The sequence below is a fragment of the Brachyspira pulli genome, assembly GCF_036997785.1.
GTDB classification, from domain to species: domain Bacteria; phylum Spirochaetota; class Brachyspiria; order Brachyspirales; family Brachyspiraceae; genus Brachyspira; species Brachyspira pulli.
In genome coordinates, this window is sequence record NZ_JAWLQI010000008.1 from 1 (window position 1) to 22243 (window position 22243).

A 22243-nucleotide genomic window follows, 5' to 3' on the forward strand; every position below is an offset into this window, starting at 1 on the left:
TATAAGGAATACCATCTTTTTTTTAAACTAAAAGTGTGCAATATCTATGGCTCTTAAACAAATTGACAATCAAAGTATTATCGTATAGGATATAAACAATATAAAAATAAAAGGATAAAAAATGCATACTATTAATGTAAAAACAAATGCCAGATTTGATATTGTTGATATAACAAGCGAAGTTCAAAAATGTGTAAATGAAGAAAAAATACAAAGCGGAATTGCTGTAATATTTGTTCCTCATACTACTGCTGCTGTTGGAATAAATGAAAATGCTGATCCAGATGTAGTATTTGATATGAAAAATGCTTTTAATAAATTAGTACCTCAGCATGATAATTATGAACATGGAGAAGGAAATTCTCAAGCTCATGTACTTTCATCATTAGTAGCACCAAGTTTAACTGTAATAATTGAAAACTCTAAAATAGTATTAGGCACTTGGCAGGATATATACTTTTTTGAATTTGACGGCCCAAGAAACAGAAAAGTTCACATACAAGTGATCGGTAAATAAACAATTAATAAAATATCATAAATAATGTACCAAGGAAGAAATTAATCTTCCTTGATATCGATGGGGTAAATCAAATCTATTAAATATATGGTAAACTACTACCTAATTGTCTTAGTACCTTTGTTAAAGAATTTATTTTTTATAAAATTTGTAATTGAACCAATTAACTCTATTAATAGTCACATATTATACCTTATAAATATTATCTATACTAAATAGTATATACATAAAAACTCATTTGTCAATATACCTTATACATGTATATAAAAATAATTTATTCTAAACTTTTTCTATATAAATAAAATTCAAAATAATGTATAATATATAATATAAACCACTATAAGGATATTATTATGTTTAGATCAAAAAAAGAAGATTTTGGCAACAATTCATACCTGTACATTTTAGAAAATGATAAGGGATTAAAAGTAAAATTAGCTGAAGTTGGAGCCACTATAACAGGAATATTTTTTAAAGATAAAAACAATAAAGAAATAGAAGTGGGATTCGGCTCTGATGATATAGAATTTTATTCAGAAAAAGCTAAAAATGGTCACATGGGAGCTACTGTCGGCAGAGTGGCAGGAAGAACTATGGGAGCTAAATTCAAAATAGATGATAAAGAATACAATATAACTCCTAATAAATCTCCAGATCATACTCATGGCGGTGTAAAAGGTTTTTCTTATGTAACATTTAATTCTGTACAAAAAAAGGATAATGAAGTTTTATTCTCATACGTTTCAAAAGATGGTGAAGAAGGATATCCCGGAAATGTTAATTTAATGGTAAAATACACTATAACTGATGAAAATGAAATAATAATAGACTATATTGCTACAACTGATAAGGCAACTCCTTTAAATATAATGAATCACTCATACTTCAATTTAAATGGAGGCGGTAAAATAAATGATCATGAAATATTTATAGATGCTAAATATTATTTGCCTAGTGATGAAAATGATATGACTTCCGGTGAAATATTAAAAACTAAAAATACTCCTTATGATTTTACTGAATCTAAAAAAATAGATGAAATAATAAAAGCTAAAGGCGGATGTGATAACTGCTTTATATTTGATGATAATGATATAAACAAAAAAAGAGTAAAAGTTTTATCAAAAGAAACTTCAATAAGTTTGGAAGTATTTACTACTATGCCTTCTGTATTATTTTATACTGCTAATTCTCTTAATAATTGTAAGGTTAGAAATCAAACACTTAATAAACATGAAGCATTCTGTTTAGAAACACAATATTTCCCTTGTGCTTTGAATTTTAATCATTTCCCTAGTATAATTGTATATCCTGACAGAGAATTTAATCATAGAACAATATATAAATTTGGTTTAAATTAATTCAAAAATAATAATATATAAATAAAAAAGGGCTTTGTAATTAATACAAGGCCCTTTATTTTTATAATAAAATATTAATATTATCTGCTTAAGAAATACATACCAAATTGGAAGCCTATATCAAATGCTGCCAATGATTCTTTATTTATACTAATCTCTTGTAATGGTCCAGTTTTATCTATATTAATAGGAAAATCATAATTTGCATATACACCAAATGAAAGCATAAATTTTCTCTTAGTTTTAATCAAAAAATCAGCTGAAACTTTCACATAAGGTATATACCAATTTTCAAAAGAATCTTTTATATCCCCAAAATCTAATGAATATCTATCATGGCTGTAACCATCACCCTCTATGCTGTATTTTAAAGAAAATGGCAATTTAATACCACCTCCAACACCTATAGAGAAAAATCCTATATTAAGTCTAGGAAATAAACCAAATGATATACTGCTGAATTTATAATTTTCTAGAACTCTTTTTCCATTAAGTGTGTATTTTATTTCATATCTGTCTTTATTATATCCTATATCAAATAAAAATGCTGAAGATAATAAATCATCATATCCCCAAAATACGCCAGGCTGAAAAGAAAAAGAGCTGTCAAAATCTCTAAAATCTGTTGTGAATATTTTACTTCTGTCTGTTGTAGCACTGCTTGCACCAAATCTGCCAATAATACCTGCTATAAAATCAGCACCATAAGCTTGACTGAATGATGCAAATAAAAAAACAGATAACATAGAAATAATTATTTTTTTCATATATCCCCCCCATTACAAATAATAATATTTATCTCTATCAAAATCTATATTGATATAATAGCCAAATTGAATACCTATATCCAATGCACTTATTGAGTCTTTATTAATAATGACATCATTTATATAATTATTATATTGGAAATAAAGAGGAAAATCATAACTTGCATATACACCTATTAATAAATAGTTGAATACAGTAAAATCAAGTGAAAATCTCACATAAGGTATAACAACATTTTCAAATATATCGCTTAAATCTCCAAAATTAAATCTATAAAATCTATGACGGTCATAAGAATTTAGTTTATATGTGGCAGAACCTGGAATTTTAGCTCCTCCGCCTGCTCCTAATGATATAAATCCAAAATTTAATCTTGCATATCCGCCAACTAAAAAACTTTCAAACTGATAATTTTCAGTTGCCCTTCTTCCATCTATTGTATATTTAAAATCATAAGAATCATGATAATATCCTAAATCAAGCAATAATGAAAAAGATATCTTTGATGATGAAGAAATAGGCTGATTAAGTCCTATTGAAAAAGCAAATCCTGAATCAAAATCCCTGAAACCAGAAGGAAATATTTTTGAAGAATTTGTATTAGCGCCGCTCATACCAAATTGGCTTATAGCACCTAATGCTAAATTAGCCGCACTTGCATTATAAGGAATAATGATTAATACAAAAAAACTTATTAAAAATAATTTTTTACTAAAACTCATAAAACTCCTTATTTGTACCCATATCTAGTATAATATATAAAAATTATAAAGTCAATAAAATAATGATATAAATAAAAAGATTATATACAAATAATTATATAGAAATATGAATTTTATATACTTTTTAATAATACAAAATACTATATTATATATAAAATTGGTAATTATAATAATATTAAAGATTATAATAAATACTTCTGAAAATTTATTAATACAATTTATTAATATAAAGGCAGAAAATATTAATCCTGATACATTTGAAACAATATATATAATATAATCAAATATTTTAGCTTCTTTATCTATTCTAAATAAAATAATATTAAATACAAAAAATACCATGAAAACAAAACAGGCAAGCAATAAGAAATAATTATAATGATGATTAAACAAATTATATTTATAAATCATAACTATAATAAAAATTGAAAATGCTGATATAAATAAAGAAAGTACCCTTGAAATATTAATTGAGAGCTTAGTATTAATCATCTTATTATAAATAACATAAGAAAAATATATAATAGAAACCTTTAATACAATAAAAATTGACATTAGTATTTTTAATTTCTTCATATCATTTCTTAATAAAAATTTAATTGCACTTTTTATTTCTATCTTTCCATTAAAATAAAATAAAGCAATAACAGAAGATACTATCAAAGAAATTATAAATAATATTAATAAACTCCATATTATAATTTCAGCAATCATAGTATAAAAATCAGATAGAATATATAATTTTTTAATATCATATTTAATATATGCTAATCCCACAATAAAAAGCATAATAAAATTTGCTGCTATAATATGTATAATTAATTTTATAAAATAATCTAAATTATCAACAGGTTCTATCAATATATTATAAGGAAGTTTATATAAATAAAATGCAGTTAAAAAAATTAATACAAAAGATATTAATAAGGACTTTAAACTAATAGGATTCAGAACAAAAAGAAACATGAATATAAAAAAAGTTAATGGCATTAAAAAAGAAAAAAATATTTTTGTATAATAAATAAAATTTTCTGTTAAAATACTTTCTAATAATCCCAAATCTGTATTGGAATTTAATTGAGGAATATGAACATTAAATACAGAAGTAATATATATTATAGATACAAGCATTATAAAACTAATGCCTATAACTATATTAAAATTTCTCACTATATTTTTATAAAATATTGTATTCTTATTGTTTTCTATATTATCCACTATTATAAAACCTTACAATTCTTTAACTAAACCGCATATAGAAGATACAAATCTTTTATTCAATTCCAAAGGATTGCTTGGAGAATTAAAATCAAAATTATTATCTTCATCTAATTTATAAAACACTGCTCTTTCAATATCAACATCTTCTTCCTGAACATAACCAACCATCAAATAATTAAAATGAATTACAAACATTATTTTTGCTATTTCATCTTTCAAAGAATATTCAAAAAAAGTTCCTGCATCTAAAACATCTCCCCTTTTCATATCAAGAGAAGCTGCCAATTTCATTAATGCATAAGGATTAACCTTTTTATCATGATATACTATTTCAAGATTTTTATTTATATCTTTTTCTTCTGGAAGCTCATAAATCATATTAAGCTGTTCTATAGGCTGTGCAATATCATAATCTGCTAATTGATTTTTCCATTTCAATAAAATATCATTATCAAGTTCTATAGGGTGAATTAATGTTATATTCTTTTTATCTTTTAATTCATCTTTAAATATATATTCTTCATCATGTACTGTATTAAAAGAACCGTCTTCCGTATATCTGAATGACTCTATTAATTTATTATTATCATCATAAATGCCCCATATAAGTTTTTGAGAGAATATATTCATTAAAGGGTTATCCACAAATACTTCTTTAAATCCTTTATAACTCCATTTCCTGCCATTTAATAATACTTTTTTCAATCTTATAATTTGATTCTCTACAGTATTTTTTATAGATTTTTTTAATTCTGTTAATTCTTTTTTTGCTTTTGAGGCAGTATCTTTATCATCTTTACTATTTGGAGCTGGCAAAGATTTTATTATTTTATCATTTTGATTGTCTTTAATAGATAAACTAAAATCATTATTTATGCTTATAATAAAAGTTCTTTGAGCTTCTCCTCCATAAGATAAAATCTTTTGTCCTTTGCTGTCAAAACCAAAATCAGGTATTATTTTATCAATAAGTTCATCTCTGCTAATTCCAAGTATAGAAGAAACATTTTCTAATGCAGTTTTAGCAGCATTTTTAACTTGATTATTTTTATACTTTAAAGAAATAGAATCAAGCATAACAAGAACCAATTTATTTCCATTCAATGCCATACATTGTACTATATGTGCCGCCAATGCTCCTCTGGCATTATTAGTTAAATAATCAATTTCATTTTTTAATTTTAACACTGCTTCGTCATTCATATATAAAGAGTAAAGAATATATATGTTTTTTAATTCTATAGGATATTTCAAATTAACAAATTCATTATAAATATTTGATAAAGCATTTCTGAAAGATTCAATATCAAAATGATTAATGATTTTTTCTATATCTATTAATTTATTTATTTCTTTTAATGCTATATATTCAGTAAAAATATACTTCATTACTTTTAACGGCACTAATGTTTTTTTATCTTTTAATAATACATTTGATATTTCCTTTTCTATAAAGCTATACTTATTGATTTTTTCTTCATATCCTTCATTATAATATTTATCTACATGAGAGATTATTTCTTCTATATTTTCAAATTCAAAACTTTCATTAAATCTGCTCATATCCCAAATTCTTATTATGCTTTTTAATGAAGTTTCAAATTCTCCTTTAGCTTTATCAAGTTTCTGAATTACATCATCTTTTACTTTGCTTTCCGATTTTTCTAATATTTTAATGCATGTCTTTTTTATTTCTTTTGATTTTGATGTTTCAAGAAGTTTTAATACTAATTTATAATTTTCTATTTTACTTTCTTTGTTATATAAAGTATTCAAAAAATCTATGGTAAAATTAATATCCTTAGAAATATTTTTTATAAACTTATCATCATTAATAAACTTATAAATATCTTTTAAATAATCATTACCTATTTCTGTAATATTATATATATTCAACAATGTTTTTTTCTTGTTATCTGCAGAATATATAGCATTTGTATAAATATAGTAAGTTAAATAAATATCTATTATATTTACTTTATCATTTAAAGTAAATATTTCTTTTACAATATTGAAAACTGTTTCATCATATAAATAATTTCTAGCTGAAATAAAACTATTTATTGTAATATAAGAATAAAGAGTTGAGTTTATAAAGTTTTTAGCCTTATCATTATAATCGTATAATAAAGCAAGCATATAAGTATGATATTCAAATATATTATGTATCAAATATTTATAATCATTATAATCATCATAACATTCAGGAAGCGGATCTAAAAAATTAAATAGAAAATCTACTGCCCTATCAACTATATTATTGTATATAATTTCATTTTCTTTTTTATTAAATAAAAATGCAGACATAAGTAAATAAATATCAATACAATTATCTACAAAATGCATGTTATTATATTTTAATTGAGGATTAGAATTATTATAATCAAGCAATACAGATTCCTGATATAATTTATACATGCTATAAAAATTATCTCTATCATCATTATATAATAATTCTATTAATTCCAATTTTATACTTTGAGAATTAGATTTAAATAAATAAAACATTTTCTGTAATATTTCAGGAAGCTCATTAATAAATGGATATGTTAAAGTTACATTATTATATTTATTATCTGATGTGGTATAATTAACATCTATTATATACCTTATAAAATATTCGCTTTTATAAAAGACATTAATATCCTTCATAAATAAAGCTGATGAACCTTTATTATTTAATAAAATTTCTACAAACTTATTTTTTATTTCCTCTGACACATCAATTATTAAAAATAAAGAACATAAAATATTTCTAATTATTATATTTTCATTATTTTCTATTTTTGAAATTATAGATAATAATTTTAGAGCCAAGTTTTTATCTTTGGTATGTATTATTAATTGTGATAAAATATATAATGGACAGTATATTTGATAATCTTTATATTCATTAATTATTTCATCATCAGTTTTATTTTTTATTTCTTCTATAAATCTATTAAAAGAATTTTTTATTTTATTATCTATTGTTACTAATTCTTTAAAAATTAAATTATAACATTTTAAAAAATCTATAAAAAAATGAATTCCTATAATATTTTCTTTGTTTTCAAAAATATAATAAAGAAAAGCATTTTTTACAGAATCATCTAAATAATAAAATTTTATAATATTGTAAGTATTAGTTTCTCTATATTCATAATTATTATGTATATAAAGAATAAGCAGTCTTTTATATGATTCTCTCTCATCTTGTCTGCATTTACTTAAATCATTAATAAAAGCATCAAAATCATTTCTATTCATTATAGAATGAACTCTTTCAGGTACTTCATCACTTTTCAAATACACATAATCTTCAACACTACGCTTAATCTCATCTGAAATATCTTTACTATTTGTAACTTTTTTTATATGACTTTCTATACTTCCCATACAATATCCTACAATAAAAATTATATAAAATATATAATAGAATTCTTTTTAAATCAATTTAATTGAAACATTTGATATTATATACTGAAAATTTTTAAGTTTGTCATCTGATACACTTTATATAAATGTTACCTACTTTTTTGTCGCACAAAAAAGTAGCAAAAAACGCAATTGCTAGAACTTTATATTTTAATGATACATTATTAAATATAGGATATATTCTACATTTGGATTACACATAAAGGTGGACTTCGTCAAATGCAGTTGTTCGTGTAGTGTATCCAAGTTTATCAAGGATATAGGTTCTCGCCAAAGGCGGGCTATGCCTTATACCAATACTTACAGTACTTCCTTCGGTCGTAAAAGAAGTGGTGGTATTGCGTAAGCACGCAGAGCTGCACACTGTGTGCTTAGCAGTGGGTAAATCCCAATATATTAAAAAGAAAATATAATTTTATTTTTGATAAAATATAGCTGTTTAGGTAAATTTTAGATTATCAAAATAATTTAATTAATCAATTATTCTATACCAAGTATATTAAGCATTTCTTTTTCTATTCCTAAAACATCGCCATGTTTATCTTGAATTAATTTTATTTCGGCACGTCTGTTTTCTAATAGCTTATCACGTCCTTTTTCATCTAACTTTTCACGTTCTTTGTAGTAATTATCACTTATAAGTTTATCAGCCATTCTTAAAGTTTTATCAGATACTATAACCTTATCAGAATCGCTTCCTGCTTTAAACATATCAAAACTAGCATCAGTTTTTAAAGCTCCTTCTGGAACACCATTTTCTATTTCACCTTTCCATAATAATTTAGAATCAAAACTATAACTTTTATAAGTAAATTCATCTACCTTAACAACATCTTTATCACAGAATACATCTTGCGCTATATTAGCTATTGTATCTATAAGAAGAATTTTATTCTTTCCATTTTCATTATATATTTTTTGTTTAGAATTTAATCCCTGCCTATCTAAATTGTTTACAGCCTTACCAGAAATACTTTCCAAATCTAATTCTAAATTATCTTTTAAAAGCAAAGTATAAGATGCTATTCCACCCACTTTACCAGGATTCTTATAAGTACCGCTTAACATTATTTCTTCTTTACCATCATTATTTATATCACATAAGAAAATCAAAGGATTATTTAAAGGAAAATATAATATTTCATCTAAATACTTAGCATATTCCTCTTTATCTATTTTTCCATTAACTACAAATCTTGAATCTTTTGCCAATTCTATTACATCAGCAATCTTTATAATATTTGTATTTGAAGAAATTAATTTTGAATCATCACCAAGACGGAAATTGAATGTTTCTATTGTTTCAAAAGAAGCATACTTTGTATTTCCAATAAATGCCGGATTAAAATAATATACATCTTCTAATTTATCATTATAAAGAGAATAAACAAATGTATTTTTCTTAAACTCTAAGAAATATAAATCTGCCATTTCATCGTATTTTTCTTTAGGATATGAATTATCAAGATTATAAAAATTTCTATAATAAGCATCATTAGTCATTCTTGATTTAGGCAAAGTGGTTTTTACATAAGTTTGTAAATATTTATTCATTATATTAGTATTAACTTTATCTTCTACTATATAGAAATAGGCAAGATTATTATTTGTACCTTCATAAACTATTGAAGAAAGATTATAATTATTTTCATTATAAATATCTAAATAACCGGAAGTTTTAGATATATCATTCAAAAATCCATTTTGATAAGCATCTGCTACAAGTTTTTCAACAGCCAAATCTTTTGGAGCTTCTATTATATAATTAATAAATCTCATTTTATTAGAATAAACTTTATTTATATTATTAGCCTCACTAACAATACCTATCATCATATTAATATTTGATCCGCCTAATTTCTTCCATTCCTGTAAATAATTTTGCATATCATCAAAATAATATAATGAATCAGTAGTTAAATGAGATAAGAATAAAGCTAAGTAAATTTCAGGGTCTTTGTTTTTTATGCTTAAAAGTAAATCTCTTGCTTTTTTTAAAGCCAAATTCTGTTCTACATGATTATACTCTGAAGCATAATAATAAGAGTAATCATCTGTATTTAAATCGGCAGAATTCATTTCATTTACATAATGATTATGGTAAGCATTAGAAATAAAATCTATAGCATATTTTTTTATATCATTATCCCCAACAAGTTTTTTATTAAGGAAATCTTTATTTCTATTTATAATATTTGTATATTTAACATCTTGATAATAACTGAGCAAAGCATTATTAAAATTAGTTTGATTAACTCTAACTGCTTTATAAACATATTTCATATCAAAATAAGCATTTTCTTTTTGCGGAGTATTATTCGTATTTAATGTATTAGTATGTTGCTGAATATTAGTATTATCTGTTTGACTAGAATTTGAACAGCTATAAAAAATTAATGCAAAAATAAAAATTATAATATAAGCTGTTTTTTTCACCATAATCCCCCTAGAATTCGTTAGTAAAAACATTTTTACTATATTATTTTATTATATACAAAATATATTTTTTTACAAGTATAAGGCTTATATAACATTTTACACAAGTATAAAATAAAAAAATTATAATTGACTTTTTATTTTATATTTATACAATTTATTAGCAATAATATTAATAATAATGGTGTTATAATCTAAATTTAATAATCATAAAAAATTCAATGAAATAAATAGAATTAAATAAAGGGGAATAAATGATTAGCATAATATCAGATATGGACGGAGTTATATACAGAGGCAATAATTTAATAGATGGTGCTGAAGATTTTATTAATATGCTTCTAAATAAAGAGGTGCCATTTTTATTTTTAACTAACAATGCCGAACAAACTCCAAGAGATTTAAAAAGAAAATTAGAATCATTAGGCGTAAACGGATTGGAAGAAAAGCATTTTTTCACTGCAGCACAAGCAACAGCTATATTCTTACAAAGACAATTAGCTAACGGAACAGCTTATGTTATAGGTACTGGCGGCTTAGTAAGCGAATTATATAATGTAGGATATAGTATAAATGATGTTAATCCTGATTATGTTGTTGTAGGAAAGACAAATGCATTTAACTTTGATATGCTGACTAAAGCTACACATTTAATCAATAAAGGTGCAAGATTCATAGGATGCAATCCGGATATAGTAGACCCTGCTCCAAATGGAGAATTAGTACCTGCAGTAGGCCCAATACTTGCTGCAATAGAAACTGCTACAGGAAAAAAACCTTATATAGTTGGAAAGCCTAACTCTGTAATGATGTCTATTGCCAAAAATCAAATAAATGCCCATAGTGAAAATACATTAATGGTTGGCGATAGAATGGACACTGATATACTAGGAGGACTTGGTGCTGGTATGAAAACTGCTCTTGTACTATCAGGAGTTACTACAAAAGAAATGGTTCAGCAATTCCCATACAGACCAAATTACATCTTTAATTCTGTTGCTGAAATAAATATAGAGAAATTCTAATTTACAAATAAAAGTTTAAATATATAATATAAAAAGCTGTTTAATTTTCTATTAAGCAGCTTCATTTTTGTTAAAAACTTTTTCAAATAAATTACAAATCAGGGATACTATTTATGGCTCAATTACTATTTGCAATTATGACATTTTTATGGATATCATTATATGTATACATTCCATATCAAGTTACATACTTATCTTCTATAAATATAAGCTCATCTTTAATAGGAATTATAATAGGAGTTTATGGAGCAGCACAAATGTTCCTAAAATTTCCATTTGGACTCCTTAATGATTATGTAGGAAGATGTAAAATATTCATAATACTTGCGGGAATTCTCACTTCTCTTGGTGCTTTTGTAAGAATATTTAATTTAAATGCTAATGGATTTTTAATAGGCGGTACATTATGCGGAATATCAGCTTCTATATGGACAGTATTTATGGTTCTATATGCATCCTATTTTGATAAAAGAGAAGAATACAAAGCAACAAGTAAAGCATTAGTAGCAAGCGTTCTTGGTATGTTTATTGCTTTTTTAGTAGCAGCATTTTCTTATGATAAATTCGGTATGAAATTTTTATTATATGTAAGCGGTATTTCAGGAGCATTGGTAGCAATACTAGGACTATTTTTGAAAGATAAAAAACAAGATAGAAAATTATCAATAAAAGACTTATTTTCTGTAATAAATAATAAAAGATTAATAGTATTCTCTTTTCTAGCTATAGTAATGCAAGGCGTACAAATGTCAGCTGTTATATCATTCACTTTAAATAGAATAAAAGAACTTGGAGGATCTGCTCAAAATGTAGGAGCTGCTTCAATAATTAGTATGTTTTTTGCTATAGTAGGTTCATTTTTACCAAGTAAAATAAAGAATGAAAACAATATAAAAATATATATACCTGTTTCTTTTATAATTATGGCTATATATTGTGTAACTGTTATATCTACTTCTAATGTATATATAATTATAGCATCTCAAATATTAGGAGGTTTTTCTTCCGGTATATTAGCAGCATTATTAACAAGCGAATCTATAAAAGAAATAGATATGGAAAAGAAATCATCTGCTATGGGATTCTTCCAATCAACATATTCATTTGGTATTTTTATATTCCCAATTATTACTGGTAAACTAATAGATGTATATTCTATAAATATCGCCTATACTGTATTGACTATTATTGCTGTATTATCATCAATAATATCGGTAATTTATTATGCTACAAATAAACAAAATGATAAAAAACATTGTAAAAAAAATAATTTTATCATAATATAGTACGCTATTAATTAAAAATAAATGGAAAACAATATGTCTGAAAATAATTCAACTAATAAAAATTCTGGATACATACTAGCAATACTTGCCGTTATTATATGGAGCGGTAATTTTGTAGCCGCTAGATTTTTAACTCATTTAACTCCTATAGAAATTTCTTTTTATAGATGGTTTGTAACTTTTATAGTACTAACTCCATTTTGTATAAAAAAATTAATTAAAACTATTAAATACATAAAAGGTTCATGGATAAAAGTTATAATAATATCAATATTAGGTGTAACAGTATTTAATACTTTTGTATATTTGGCAGCACATACAAGTAATGCAACTAATATGTCATTGCTTGCTACTTTATCCCCTATCATAATAGCAATAATAAGCAGAATAGTATGGAAAACAAAATTAACTTTTAATCAAAAATTAGGATTATTAGTTGTTATATTGGGTGTTGTAATATTAATAACTAAAGGAAGCATAAATGTTTTAATGAATCTTCAATTTGCAATAGGAGATTTATATATGCTCTTTGCTGTTATATTATTTGCCATTTATACTTTAACATTGAAAATAAGACCTAAAGAAATGTCTCAATCTACATTCTTTTATCTTATGGTTATAATAGGACTTATACCATTAATCATTGGAATGATTTTAACATACATGACAAACAATGCTCATGCTTTAAATATGCAATCAGGTTTGATACTTGTATATGTTGGTATATTTCCATCAGCTTTAGGTTTTATATTATGGAATATGGCTGTAGCAAAAATAGGAGCTATAAAAGGTGCTATTATATATGACTCAATACCATTTTTCTCATCTTTAGAAGCGGTTATACTTTTAAATGAACAATTATTAATATCTCAAGTTATAGGCGGAGCATTAATACTTATAGGAATTATATATAGTACTATAGGCGATAAGATAAAATTTAATAAAAAAATAGGAGGCTGATTAAACCTCCTAATAAAAAATAGTTTATATTATGAAATATTAGTTCAATTTTCTTAATTGAGATCTATTCATAGGTTTATATTTTGATTTTTCAGAATCTGGAACTCTAGTCCATTTCATAGATTTACCCAATATTCCTGATTTATCTAAAGAACCTCTAACAGTAAGTGTTTTACCATCATCGGATAAAGACATTCTTCCATTATAAGTTTTTCCGTCATAAGGATTGTATATTTTACCGCCTTTCCATTCGCCTTTATCGAAAGAAAGTCCCATTAAATAAACTAATCCTTTTACAGGTAAATCTCTTAATTCTTTATTAGGATTTTTTACATCTTTCTTATCAGGACCATTATAAGGTTCTTTATAATCGAAAAAGTAACCAAAATACTGACCATTTTCCTCGTATATTTCTACAACAGGAATAAGACCGTCTGCATCCTTTTCAGAATACCATAAACCAACAACATCATTAGCATTTTGAGCCATTACCATAATGCTAGAACAAATAAACAACATACCAGTTAATAAAAATAGTTTTTTCATTTGTCTTATTTCTCCTTTTTTTCATTATATAGTATTTTATCAAATTAATTTCTTTAATTTTTTATAATTTGATAAAAATATTATTATTTATAACAAACTATAGAGATAAAAGTAAATTATTACAAAGATTATTATAGATATTTTAATCTATAATAATCTTTGCTTCTATTAACTAATATATGTATTGGGGATAAAATATTACTTGAATTTCCATTCTATACCAGCATCCAACTGTATAGCAAACTTATATTGTACATGCTTTTCAATAAGCCAAGTACCTATTTTAGTACTAACAAAAGGAGAAAGACTAGGTACACTTTTTAACGCCTTTTTATAAGAATAAGCAGCAAATAAACCAACTCTATATAACTCTTTGCTTGAAAGCATATGTTCTATTGTTGTATTGATAGCAAAAGCCATACCCCATTCCTTCATACTATAACCCAATTTTATATCATGATTGAAATATAAGTCCTCAGCTTTTACAACTATAGATTCTCTAGCTAAATAAACATATTCATTTTTGTCTACACCAAAAGCTCTAACATAATTTATATAAGGTGTATATATAAGAGCTATCAAACCAGGGCCAGCAGGTCCTCCCATTGTAAGTGTAGGAGCAAACTGAACATATATTGTATTACCGCCTACATACTGAGGTTTTCTAGTTTTAGGGTTAAGCCCTGTAAATGGAGGAAGTGCATGATTAAATTCTTTTGTATCACTATCAACTAACACAGGTTTTCCAGGATCAGCAAGTCCTGCTTCATAAGTAAACTTAAATAAAAACTTCAATGCTATTAAAGGCTGAAATTCCACATAAGCTGATGTTCTTGAAAAACTGCTGAATTCCTGTTCTATTCCAGCAAGTACATAAGAATCAGCAAAGAAGAAATTGTTCATTTCTCTAAATAAAGCCTTTTTATAAAATAATTGCCCCTGATATAAAGCTCCGAAATGATTCCATCTTCCCATAAAGTGATTTGAAAAATACCAACCCTCATCAGACTTATCAGTTAAATCTCTTTTAGGTTTTTCGTTTTCCTGTGCTAATAACGGAATATTTATCATTATAATAAGCATCATTACTAATATTTTTTTCATAATTATTTCATATTTTTTATTTTGTTTATATTATTTGTCAGTGTACAGTAATTACTATACACTGATTATTTGATTATATTAATTTAATTAAGTTTTCTTAATTCGCTTTTATTTAATGGTGTATATTTAGAAACTTCATTACTAGGCACTTTTTTCCAAGTAAGAGTTTTACCAAAAAGTCCTGCACCATCTATAGTAGCTTTTATTTTTAACTCTTGTTTATTATCTGAAAGACTAGCTTTAGCATTATATGTTTTTCCTTGTTCCGGATTATATATTTTACCGCCTTTCCACTCACCTTTTGAAAACTCTAAATCATATAAATATACAAGTCCTTTTAAAGGCAAGTTTCTTAATTCTGCTTTAGGATTATTAACATCATTTACGATATCAGTAGAATTCTGATAGGCAAATGAATAAGCATAGTATTTATTATTTTCTTTATATATTTGAACTACAGAAACTCTGTTTTTAGCATCTGCCTGACTGTACCATAAACCGACTATATCATCAGCATTTTGTCCAAAAGCCATTATACTTGATATCATTGTAAGAATTAGTATTGTTATAATTTTATTTCTCATTTATATTTCTCCTTTTTATTATTATCATTTATTTTTACTTTTATTTTTCACAGTCTTATCATCATTAACATAAATAAGACTGTGAAACTTTATTTATTACTTTATTACTTAAACAAGTTCATTAAAGCAGGAAGCCAATGATGTATAGTACCTACAGCAGTTCCAAAAGCAGCACAAAGAAGTATTCTTAACGCTATATAAGGTTTTATAGGGAACAATATATTTCTTGCTGCCAAATATCCGCTCATTATAGCTCCTGTAAATCCGCCGCCAGGGAATCCCCAAGCACTAGCAAAATGTAAATTCTTAACTGTAGGAGATACTCTTACAGAACGGCTCTTTTTCAAATAACCATCTTGAACAAATCCATAAGCTGTTCCTTCTGGAGTTTTAATATATCTCTTTATTGTTTTTGGTGTAGCAACTTCATAATACTCAATATTATCTCTGAATCCTGGATAATGCTGTTCTGCTCTGTCTATCAATTTTTCTGCTAATTCTTTTTTCTTAGCTTTATATTCTTCATCGCTTAAATCTTTCCATTCATCTAAATAAGAAGGACCTGTCAATACCGCAAATGAACGTTCATCACCTTCTTCTACAAGTCCGCTGTCTATTGTAGAATAATCAACAAATACAAAGTTTCTATCTTCTACTGGTATTCTTCTTTGTCCCTTAGCATCTTCTTTAAATGGAGTGTTCAACATTTTTTCTGTACTTATAAAAGTAGAGTATGCATTGTTAGGATAAAGTTCTTTAAATTTCTTCTTAAATATTATATAAACTGTATATAAAGAAACTGAGTTTTTAAGTTTATTTATTCTCTTATCTTCATATCCTTTTGGAAGAAGTTCATCATAAACAACCTTAGGTGCAGCATTAGCTATTACATAATCAGCATTTACTGTAACTTCTTGTTTTGTCTTTTTATCAAAATAAGTTACGCCTTCAGCAATATTTCCTTTTACATTTATTTTTTTAACTTCTGAAGAAACTCTAACCTCTCCTCCGTTTTCTCTTATTATATCAGCTAAAGCATCGGATAATTTTTGGCTTCCTCCTTTGATAAAACAAGCTTGGTTATAGTATCCGCCTTGAGCACAAGCATGGTAATACCAAGTAAATTCATAAGGATTATCATGATAGTAAGTTATATTGATATTTAATATTCTTTTTAACTTATCACTTTTTATTATTGAATCCAAAACATTTCCAAGTTTCTTTTGTGTAAATAAATGATATAAATTCATTGGGAATGTTGTTATAGGATAGAAAAAGAAATCAAAAAACTTCAAATCATAAGGAAGTCTTCTTATCATATACATTATTCTTGAAAGTCCGTCGAAATACTTTTTTATACCGCCTTTTTCCTCTGGGAATTCTTTTTCTAATGTATTCATAACATTCTCATAACCTTCTGGTATAACTAAATCTGTAGATTCTGTTTTTATTCTCCAAGTTTGAGGCAATTTAACAAAATCAACTCTGTCATAAATACCTAATTGTTTGAATATAGCATGTTTTCCGTCCCTGCTTTTTTTAGCCATATCCATTTCATGAAGACCTACTTCAAATTTAACATTTTTTCTTTTATATACTGTAGCACACCCGCCAACTATATTATGGCTTTCTAAAACCAATACTTTTTTTCCTTTTTTTGCTAAATAAGCTCCTGAAGTTAATCCGCCTAATCCTGAACCTATTATTACTATATCATATTTATTATTATTAGTCATATTTATATCCCCTTTAATAAATCGTTTATATTTCATAAGCGTTTTTATTTATTTTCGCTTATATATATAATATAACAAATACGAGGATAAATACAAGCGTTTTTTATAAAAAATACGTATATATAACTCGTTTTTTTAAAAAAATTTACAATTTTATAGAAATTTGTATTAAATGTATTGTAAAATTATATTAATATTTAATTTTCTATAACTATTTTTACATTATAATTACATTGAACAATAATAATATATGTTCAAAACTCTAATATAGGATATGATTTTAATAAAATAATCAATTAATATAAAGTATTAGTTATTTGAAAAAAGAAGTTAATTATTTATTTCAGATTAATATTTATTATATGAGGAATAATTATTTAAAATATTTGATTAAAAAATAATATAATTACATTTAAATAAAAATATTATTTATTTTGAAGTTCTTTATTTTTATTTTTTATATCCAAAACTATTTCTTCAACAGAAGTTTTATTAGTAAAATCTATTTTTTTACCATAATTTTCTAATAATGCTTTTTCATCTTCTGTTTTTACTGTTTTAGCAGATATTATTCTTTTTAGCATAAGCATCATCAAAGAATGATGAAGTTTCAATTTATCAAAATCTATGCATCCTCTTAGAAAATAAAATTTCATATTTTCTTTTTCATCGGAATTGAAATTTTTATTAACATAACCATTATATAATTCTTTATCTGAAGGATCTCCAAGACCTACTATAACACAATATAAATTTTTTCTTCCCTTTAATTTCTTATAGAATTTTTTTATGCCTTTAGCTGATGAAAGTTTACCTGCATACAAAGCACCAGCAAAAACTATAAAATCATAAGTATCTAAATTTTGAAAAGTTACATTGTCAATACCATATAGATCCCCATGAAGTTTATCTGCTATCCATTTAGCATAAGTTCTTGTAGTTCCATATTTACTTTTATAAAGTACTGCAATTTTATTTGACATAAAATAATCCTATAAAAATTTAATTATATAATAAGCAATTATAATAAAAATAAATAATTTTGTCAAAAAGTATTTTTACAAATTAAATATTAACAGCATAAGATAATACGCCATTAACTATTTCTTCCCTAACCTTTCCGCTTTCAACTAAATTTTTTAATAATTCATTAACCCTGCTCTCATCTTCATTGAAACTAATAGCAATCATATGAACTGTATCAGGCTGTCTTATTAAAAAATTTACTATATCTTCTTCAGTTATTTTTTTAGTATTTCCTTTAGCTTTATCTGATACACTAGGAACATCTATTTCAATATCACAATGAGCATTAAAATATTTTTTAGCATTTTCCATTTCTTCATCGCTCAATGCCTTAGCCTTTTCATTAGCTGTTCTTCTAGTGGCTGTAACAAGCTGTACTTTATCAGGTTTTATCTTATTTACTATTTTTATTATATCATCAAGTTCTTCTTTACTGTCGTTGTTTCCTTTAAGTAAAAATACCTCAAGCCAATACTCACCTTTAAAAACTCTCCTAAACTCTATGAGGCCATTAACCATTTTATCAAAATCTATTTCTTTATTAGGCTGATCTATTAATTTAAAAGTATCAATATTTCCAGCATCAAGTGAAGGTATAACCAAATCTGCCATAAGCAAATCAGAACGCATTTCTTGTTTATATAAAAGTGAACCATTGGTAATAATACATACTGGAATATCTGTTATTTGTTTGATTTCATAAATTAACTTTTTTAAATCCTTATATAAAGTAGGCTCACCGGAACCAGCAAAAGTTATATAATCAATATTTTTATTATTAAGCAAAGCTTCTTTTAATTCATATATTATTTCATCAACTGAATAATAACTTGCAAGATTAGTTTTTGTATTTTCTTCAGAACCCAATTGACAATATATACAATTATAACTGCAAGTCTTATGAGGTATAACATCTATTCCCAAAGAATTGCCAAGTCTTTTTGATACTACTGGCCCGAATACTCTTTTAGTTTTTAATTTTGATTTATTTTTATTTTGATTAAGTAAAAGAGGCTCTCTAGTTTCTTTTTTAGTATTGTCATATCTTTCTTCATTTGCTTTATAGAATGCATTTATTACATCATCTAATAATTCACCATCTAAACTAAATACTGATAAAGCAAATATTTCAGGTTCTTCGTAATGTGTTTCTTTATTATTTTTATATTCTTTTTTTACAGCCTTTTCTATAGCTTTTACTTTTTCTTTTATCTCATCTTTTTCAAGCATATCAGTTTTATTTAATACTATTATAGATTTTTTCTTTATTAACTCTTTACTATACTGCTTTAATTCATTTCTAAGTTTTTTATAAGTATCGACAACATCTTCATCAGTTAAATCTATAACAAAGCATAATGCTCCAGTTCTTTCAATATGTCTTAAAAAAGTAAGACCAAGTCCTGCACCTTCGCTTGCTCCTTCTATAATTCCCGGTATATCGGCAATAACAAAACTTCTTTCATAATCTAAATAACAAACACCCAAATTTGGAGTAAGTGTAGTAAATGGATATGAGGCAATTTTTGGATTGGCTCTTGTAAGTCTTGCAAGCAAACTTGATTTACCGGCATTAGGCATTCCAACAAGTCCAATATCCGCTATAAGTTTTACTTCAAGTCTTATATTTAATTTTTCACCGTCTAAGCCATGCTGTGCATAGTCTGGTGCTTGATTAGTAGCTGTAGCATAGAATTTATTTCCCTTTCCGCCTTTTCCGCCTCTTGCAACTGTAAAACTTTGTCCGTCTTCAAGTAAATCAGCTAGAATATTGCCTGTATCCTCATCATAAACAACTGTACCAATAGGAACTCTTATAACAATATCATCACCTTTTTTTCCGTCACTAAGTCTTGCTCTGCCAGGTTCTCCGTCTCTTGCTCTGAATCTTTTTCTGCTTTTTATTTTTCCAAAACTGTTTATTCTTGCATCAACAGTAACAATAACATCTCCGCCGTCTCCTCCGTTACCGCCGTCAGGACCGCCCATAGGTACATGTGCTTCTCTTCTGAAACTTACGCTTCCAGCTCCTCCATGTCCTGCTTCTATTTCAAAACTTACTACATCTATAAATTGTTCCATATTGTCATTACCTTATTATTTGTATATTTAAATTATTTATTTTCAGACATTTATTATATTACAAAAATATATTTTATCAATGCTATTATTTTTCAATAATTAATCATTATATCTTTTATAAATTATTATTAAATAAATATTATATATTTAAATGATTTTTTTAATATTGCAAGACTATTACAAACAATCTATATCACAAAACTGTTTATACATATATTTGATTAAATATAAATGCATTATCTTAATTTGATTATAATATCAACTCTTCTGTTTTTGCTTCTGCCATCTGGAGTTTCATTTGAAGCTATAGGTTCTTCGTCAGCTAATCCTTTATAAGATAATTTATCATGCTCTAAATTGGGAAGCATATAATCAGCAACCGATTTTGCTCTTTTTTCAGATAATTCCTGATTGTATTCTTTTCTTCCTGTATTATCAGTATGACCTTCTACTATAATTTCTCTGTCTGGATAAGTTTCTTTTATAGCTTTGACAATATTATCTATTGTATTTTTAGCCTCTGGTTTTAAAGTATATGAATCAGTATCAAAAAGTATTTCACCAAGTCTTACAACTAAACCTTCCGGAACTGTGTCTACAGTAACACTGTCATCATTATAAAGATTATCTTCTAATTTTTTTCTATTGTATTCTTCTTCTTCTCTTGTAATAGCATCATATATTTTATATGTACTTATAATATTCATCTTATATTGTAAACTAGCATAAGATAATTCTCTGCCGTAACCAAATAATATTTGATATCTTTCCTGCTGAGATACTGGAATATTTTTCTCCATATCCCATAAAAAAGTACCATAATTAAAACCATAAATTCTTTCAGGATATCCTTTTCTTGAAAGTCCAGCCTGAAGTAAATCTTTATCTGTCATAATATGATATTGTATAACAGCATTTCTGCTTCCATCATCATTAGTTTCAACATTAGCAAATAAATAATCAGAAGACAAAGCCATTGTTAAATTAGGAGCATTATTTACTTTAACTATTTCTATAGACTCTCTATTCCAAGATTCAGTAAGTTTTACTTCATTATCTGGGAATGTAGGTACATGTCTTACATTAGGCATAAAATAATTATAAGGAACTTCAAATTTTCCATTTGTATGGATAATAAAATCGCTTGCATATTCTTCATCAAGATGGAAAACTTTTTCGCCTTTCATCATTCTAAATATTTTGAATACTCCGCTTACTCTATATCCGCCTTTCGGAGCAATAGCAATAACGGTTAAATCAACAATATTTCTCTCTTTATATGTGCTTGTTAATATGCCATTTTCATAATATTCAACATCTGCAGTTTTTACAGATTCTATTCTTTTTCCCTGCTCTAAATTCCAATAGAATTTATGAGATATCTCCGAATGTACTATACTAAATAGTAATAGCTGAAATAATAAAATAAAAATAGTAACTCTTTTCATAATA

The 22243-nt window shown here is 25.5% G+C and carries 17 protein-coding genes; 5 read left to right on the plus strand and 12 right to left on the minus strand.

Annotated features, from left to right (window positions below; translation table 11 throughout):
• Positions 1-121: 121 nt before the first annotated feature.
• Both R4K56_RS03180 and R4K56_RS03185 read left to right on the plus strand, forming a co-directional pair.
• On the plus strand, positions 122-517 hold the full coding sequence (locus R4K56_RS03180; RefSeq protein ID WP_335757289.1) for a secondary thiamine-phosphate synthase enzyme YjbQ: 396 nt from the start codon (positions 122-124) through the stop codon (positions 515-517).
• 353 nt (positions 518-870) lie between these two features.
• Positions 871-1878 carry an aldose epimerase family protein gene (locus R4K56_RS03185; RefSeq protein ID WP_335760516.1) on the plus strand — a complete coding sequence of 336 codons (1008 nt, stop codon included), beginning with the start codon at positions 871-873 and terminating at the stop codon, positions 1876-1878.
• Positions 1879-1958: 80 nt separating this feature from the next.
• On the opposite strand, the gene R4K56_RS03190 is transcribed toward R4K56_RS03185, so the two are convergent.
• The 5 genes from R4K56_RS03190 to R4K56_RS03210 form a co-directional block, all read right to left on the minus strand.
• On the minus strand, positions 1959-2645 hold the full coding sequence (locus R4K56_RS03190; RefSeq protein WP_335771827.1) for a hypothetical protein: 687 nt from the start codon (positions 2643-2645) through the stop codon (positions 1959-1961).
• Positions 2646-2657: 12 nt separating this feature from the next.
• Positions 2658-3368, minus strand: coding sequence for a hypothetical protein (locus R4K56_RS03195; protein ID WP_335771826.1), 711 nt, complete (start codon positions 3366-3368; stop codon positions 2658-2660).
• Positions 3369-3419: 51 nt separating this feature from the next.
• Entirely contained in the window at positions 3420-4586 is a 1167-nt protein-coding gene (locus R4K56_RS03200; RefSeq protein WP_335771825.1) for a hypothetical protein, read from the minus strand.
• 12 nt (positions 4587-4598) lie between these two features.
• Entirely contained in the window at positions 4599-7967 is a 3369-nt protein-coding gene (locus R4K56_RS03205) for a DUF4132 domain-containing protein (RefSeq protein ID WP_335771824.1), read from the minus strand.
• 519 nt (positions 7968-8486) lie between these two features.
• Positions 8487-10445, minus strand: coding sequence for a hypothetical protein (locus R4K56_RS03210; RefSeq protein WP_335771823.1), 1959 nt, complete (start codon positions 10443-10445; stop codon positions 8487-8489).
• 251 nt (positions 10446-10696) lie between these two features.
• Here R4K56_RS03210 and R4K56_RS03215 point away from each other — a divergent pair, with 251 nt between their 5' ends.
• The 3 genes from R4K56_RS03215 (at position 10697) to R4K56_RS03225 (ending at position 13713) form a co-directional block, all read left to right on the plus strand.
• A complete protein-coding gene (locus R4K56_RS03215) occupies positions 10697-11467 on the plus strand; it encodes an HAD-IIA family hydrolase (RefSeq protein WP_297299800.1) in 771 nt (256 codons plus the stop codon).
• A 113-nt stretch (positions 11468-11580) separates the two neighbouring features.
• Positions 11581-12753: an MFS transporter gene (locus tag R4K56_RS03220; protein WP_335770373.1), complete on the plus strand. Its 1173-nt coding sequence runs from the start codon at positions 11581-11583 to the stop codon at positions 12751-12753.
• Between the two features lie 33 nt (positions 12754-12786).
• Positions 12787-13713 (plus strand): DMT family transporter, encoded by a 927-nt coding sequence (locus R4K56_RS03225; protein WP_335771822.1) that lies wholly within the window; start codon positions 12787-12789, stop codon positions 13711-13713.
• Between the two features lie 39 nt (positions 13714-13752).
• Here the strand turns inward: R4K56_RS03225 and R4K56_RS03230 are convergent, their stop codons facing one another.
• From R4K56_RS03230 to R4K56_RS03260, 7 genes are all read right to left on the minus strand, one after another.
• A complete protein-coding gene (locus tag R4K56_RS03230) occupies positions 13753-14259 on the minus strand; it encodes a DUF2147 domain-containing protein (protein WP_335757298.1) in 507 nt (168 codons plus the stop codon).
• Between the two features lie 198 nt (positions 14260-14457).
• Positions 14458-15363, minus strand: coding sequence for a hypothetical protein (locus tag R4K56_RS03235; RefSeq protein WP_335760508.1), 906 nt, complete (start codon positions 15361-15363; stop codon positions 14458-14460).
• An 83-nt stretch (positions 15364-15446) separates the two neighbouring features.
• A complete protein-coding gene (locus R4K56_RS03240; RefSeq protein WP_297299790.1) occupies positions 15447-15947 on the minus strand; it encodes a DUF2147 domain-containing protein in 501 nt (166 codons plus the stop codon).
• 104 nt (positions 15948-16051) lie between these two features.
• Positions 16052-17683, minus strand: coding sequence for a phytoene desaturase family protein (locus tag R4K56_RS03245; RefSeq protein WP_335771821.1), 1632 nt, complete (start codon positions 17681-17683; stop codon positions 16052-16054).
• A 425-nt stretch (positions 17684-18108) separates the two neighbouring features.
• Positions 18109-18666, minus strand: coding sequence for a flavodoxin domain-containing protein (locus R4K56_RS03250; protein WP_335771820.1), 558 nt, complete (start codon positions 18664-18666; stop codon positions 18109-18111).
• 82 nt (positions 18667-18748) lie between these two features.
• Complete coding sequence (gene obgE / locus R4K56_RS03255) at positions 18749-20791, minus strand: GTPase ObgE (RefSeq protein ID WP_335771819.1); 2043 nt, start codon at positions 20789-20791, stop codon at positions 18749-18751.
• A 236-nt stretch (positions 20792-21027) separates the two neighbouring features.
• Positions 21028-22239, minus strand: a complete 1212-nt coding sequence (locus tag R4K56_RS03260) for an OmpA family protein (protein ID WP_335757303.1) — start codon at positions 22237-22239, stop codon at positions 21028-21030.
• Positions 22240-22243 lie beyond the last annotated feature (4 nt).

Coding starts and splice junctions, on each gene's coding strand:
- R4K56_RS03225 (WP_335771822.1), top strand. CDS start 12,787: ATGTCTGAAAATAATTCAACTAATAAAAATTCTGGATACATACTAGCA.
- R4K56_RS03180 (WP_335757289.1), top strand. CDS start 122: ATGCATACTATTAATGTAAAAACAAATGCCAGATTTGATATTGTTGAT.
- R4K56_RS03210 (WP_335771823.1), bottom strand. CDS start 10,445: ATGGTGAAAAAAACAGCTTATATTATAATTTTTATTTTTGCATTAATT.
- R4K56_RS03260 (WP_335757303.1), bottom strand. CDS start 22,239: ATGAAAAGAGTTACTATTTTTATTTTATTATTTCAGCTATTACTATTT.
- R4K56_RS03250 (WP_335771820.1), bottom strand. CDS start 18,666: ATGTCAAATAAAATTGCAGTACTTTATAAAAGTAAATATGGAACTACA.
- R4K56_RS03185 (WP_335760516.1), top strand. CDS start 871: ATGTTTAGATCAAAAAAAGAAGATTTTGGCAACAATTCATACCTGTAC.
- R4K56_RS03195 (WP_335771826.1), bottom strand. CDS start 3,368: ATGAGTTTTAGTAAAAAATTATTTTTAATAAGTTTTTTTGTATTAATC.
- R4K56_RS03220 (WP_335770373.1), top strand. CDS start 11,581: ATGGCTCAATTACTATTTGCAATTATGACATTTTTATGGATATCATTA.
- R4K56_RS03235 (WP_335760508.1), bottom strand. CDS start 15,363: ATGAAAAAAATATTAGTAATGATGCTTATTATAATGATAAATATTCCG.
- R4K56_RS03245 (WP_335771821.1), bottom strand. CDS start 17,683: ATGACTAATAATAATAAATATGATATAGTAATAATAGGTTCAGGATTA.
- obgE (WP_335771819.1), bottom strand. CDS start 20,791: ATGGAACAATTTATAGATGTAGTAAGTTTTGAAATAGAAGCAGGACAT.
- R4K56_RS03240 (WP_297299790.1), bottom strand. CDS start 15,947: ATGAGAAATAAAATTATAACAATACTAATTCTTACAATGATATCAAGT.
- R4K56_RS03205 (WP_335771824.1), bottom strand. CDS start 7,967: ATGGGAAGTATAGAAAGTCATATAAAAAAAGTTACAAATAGTAAAGAT.
- R4K56_RS03190 (WP_335771827.1), bottom strand. CDS start 2,645: ATGAAAAAAATAATTATTTCTATGTTATCTGTTTTTTTATTTGCATCA.
- R4K56_RS03215 (WP_297299800.1), top strand. CDS start 10,697: ATGATTAGCATAATATCAGATATGGACGGAGTTATATACAGAGGCAAT.
- R4K56_RS03230 (WP_335757298.1), bottom strand. CDS start 14,259: ATGAAAAAACTATTTTTATTAACTGGTATGTTGTTTATTTGTTCTAGC.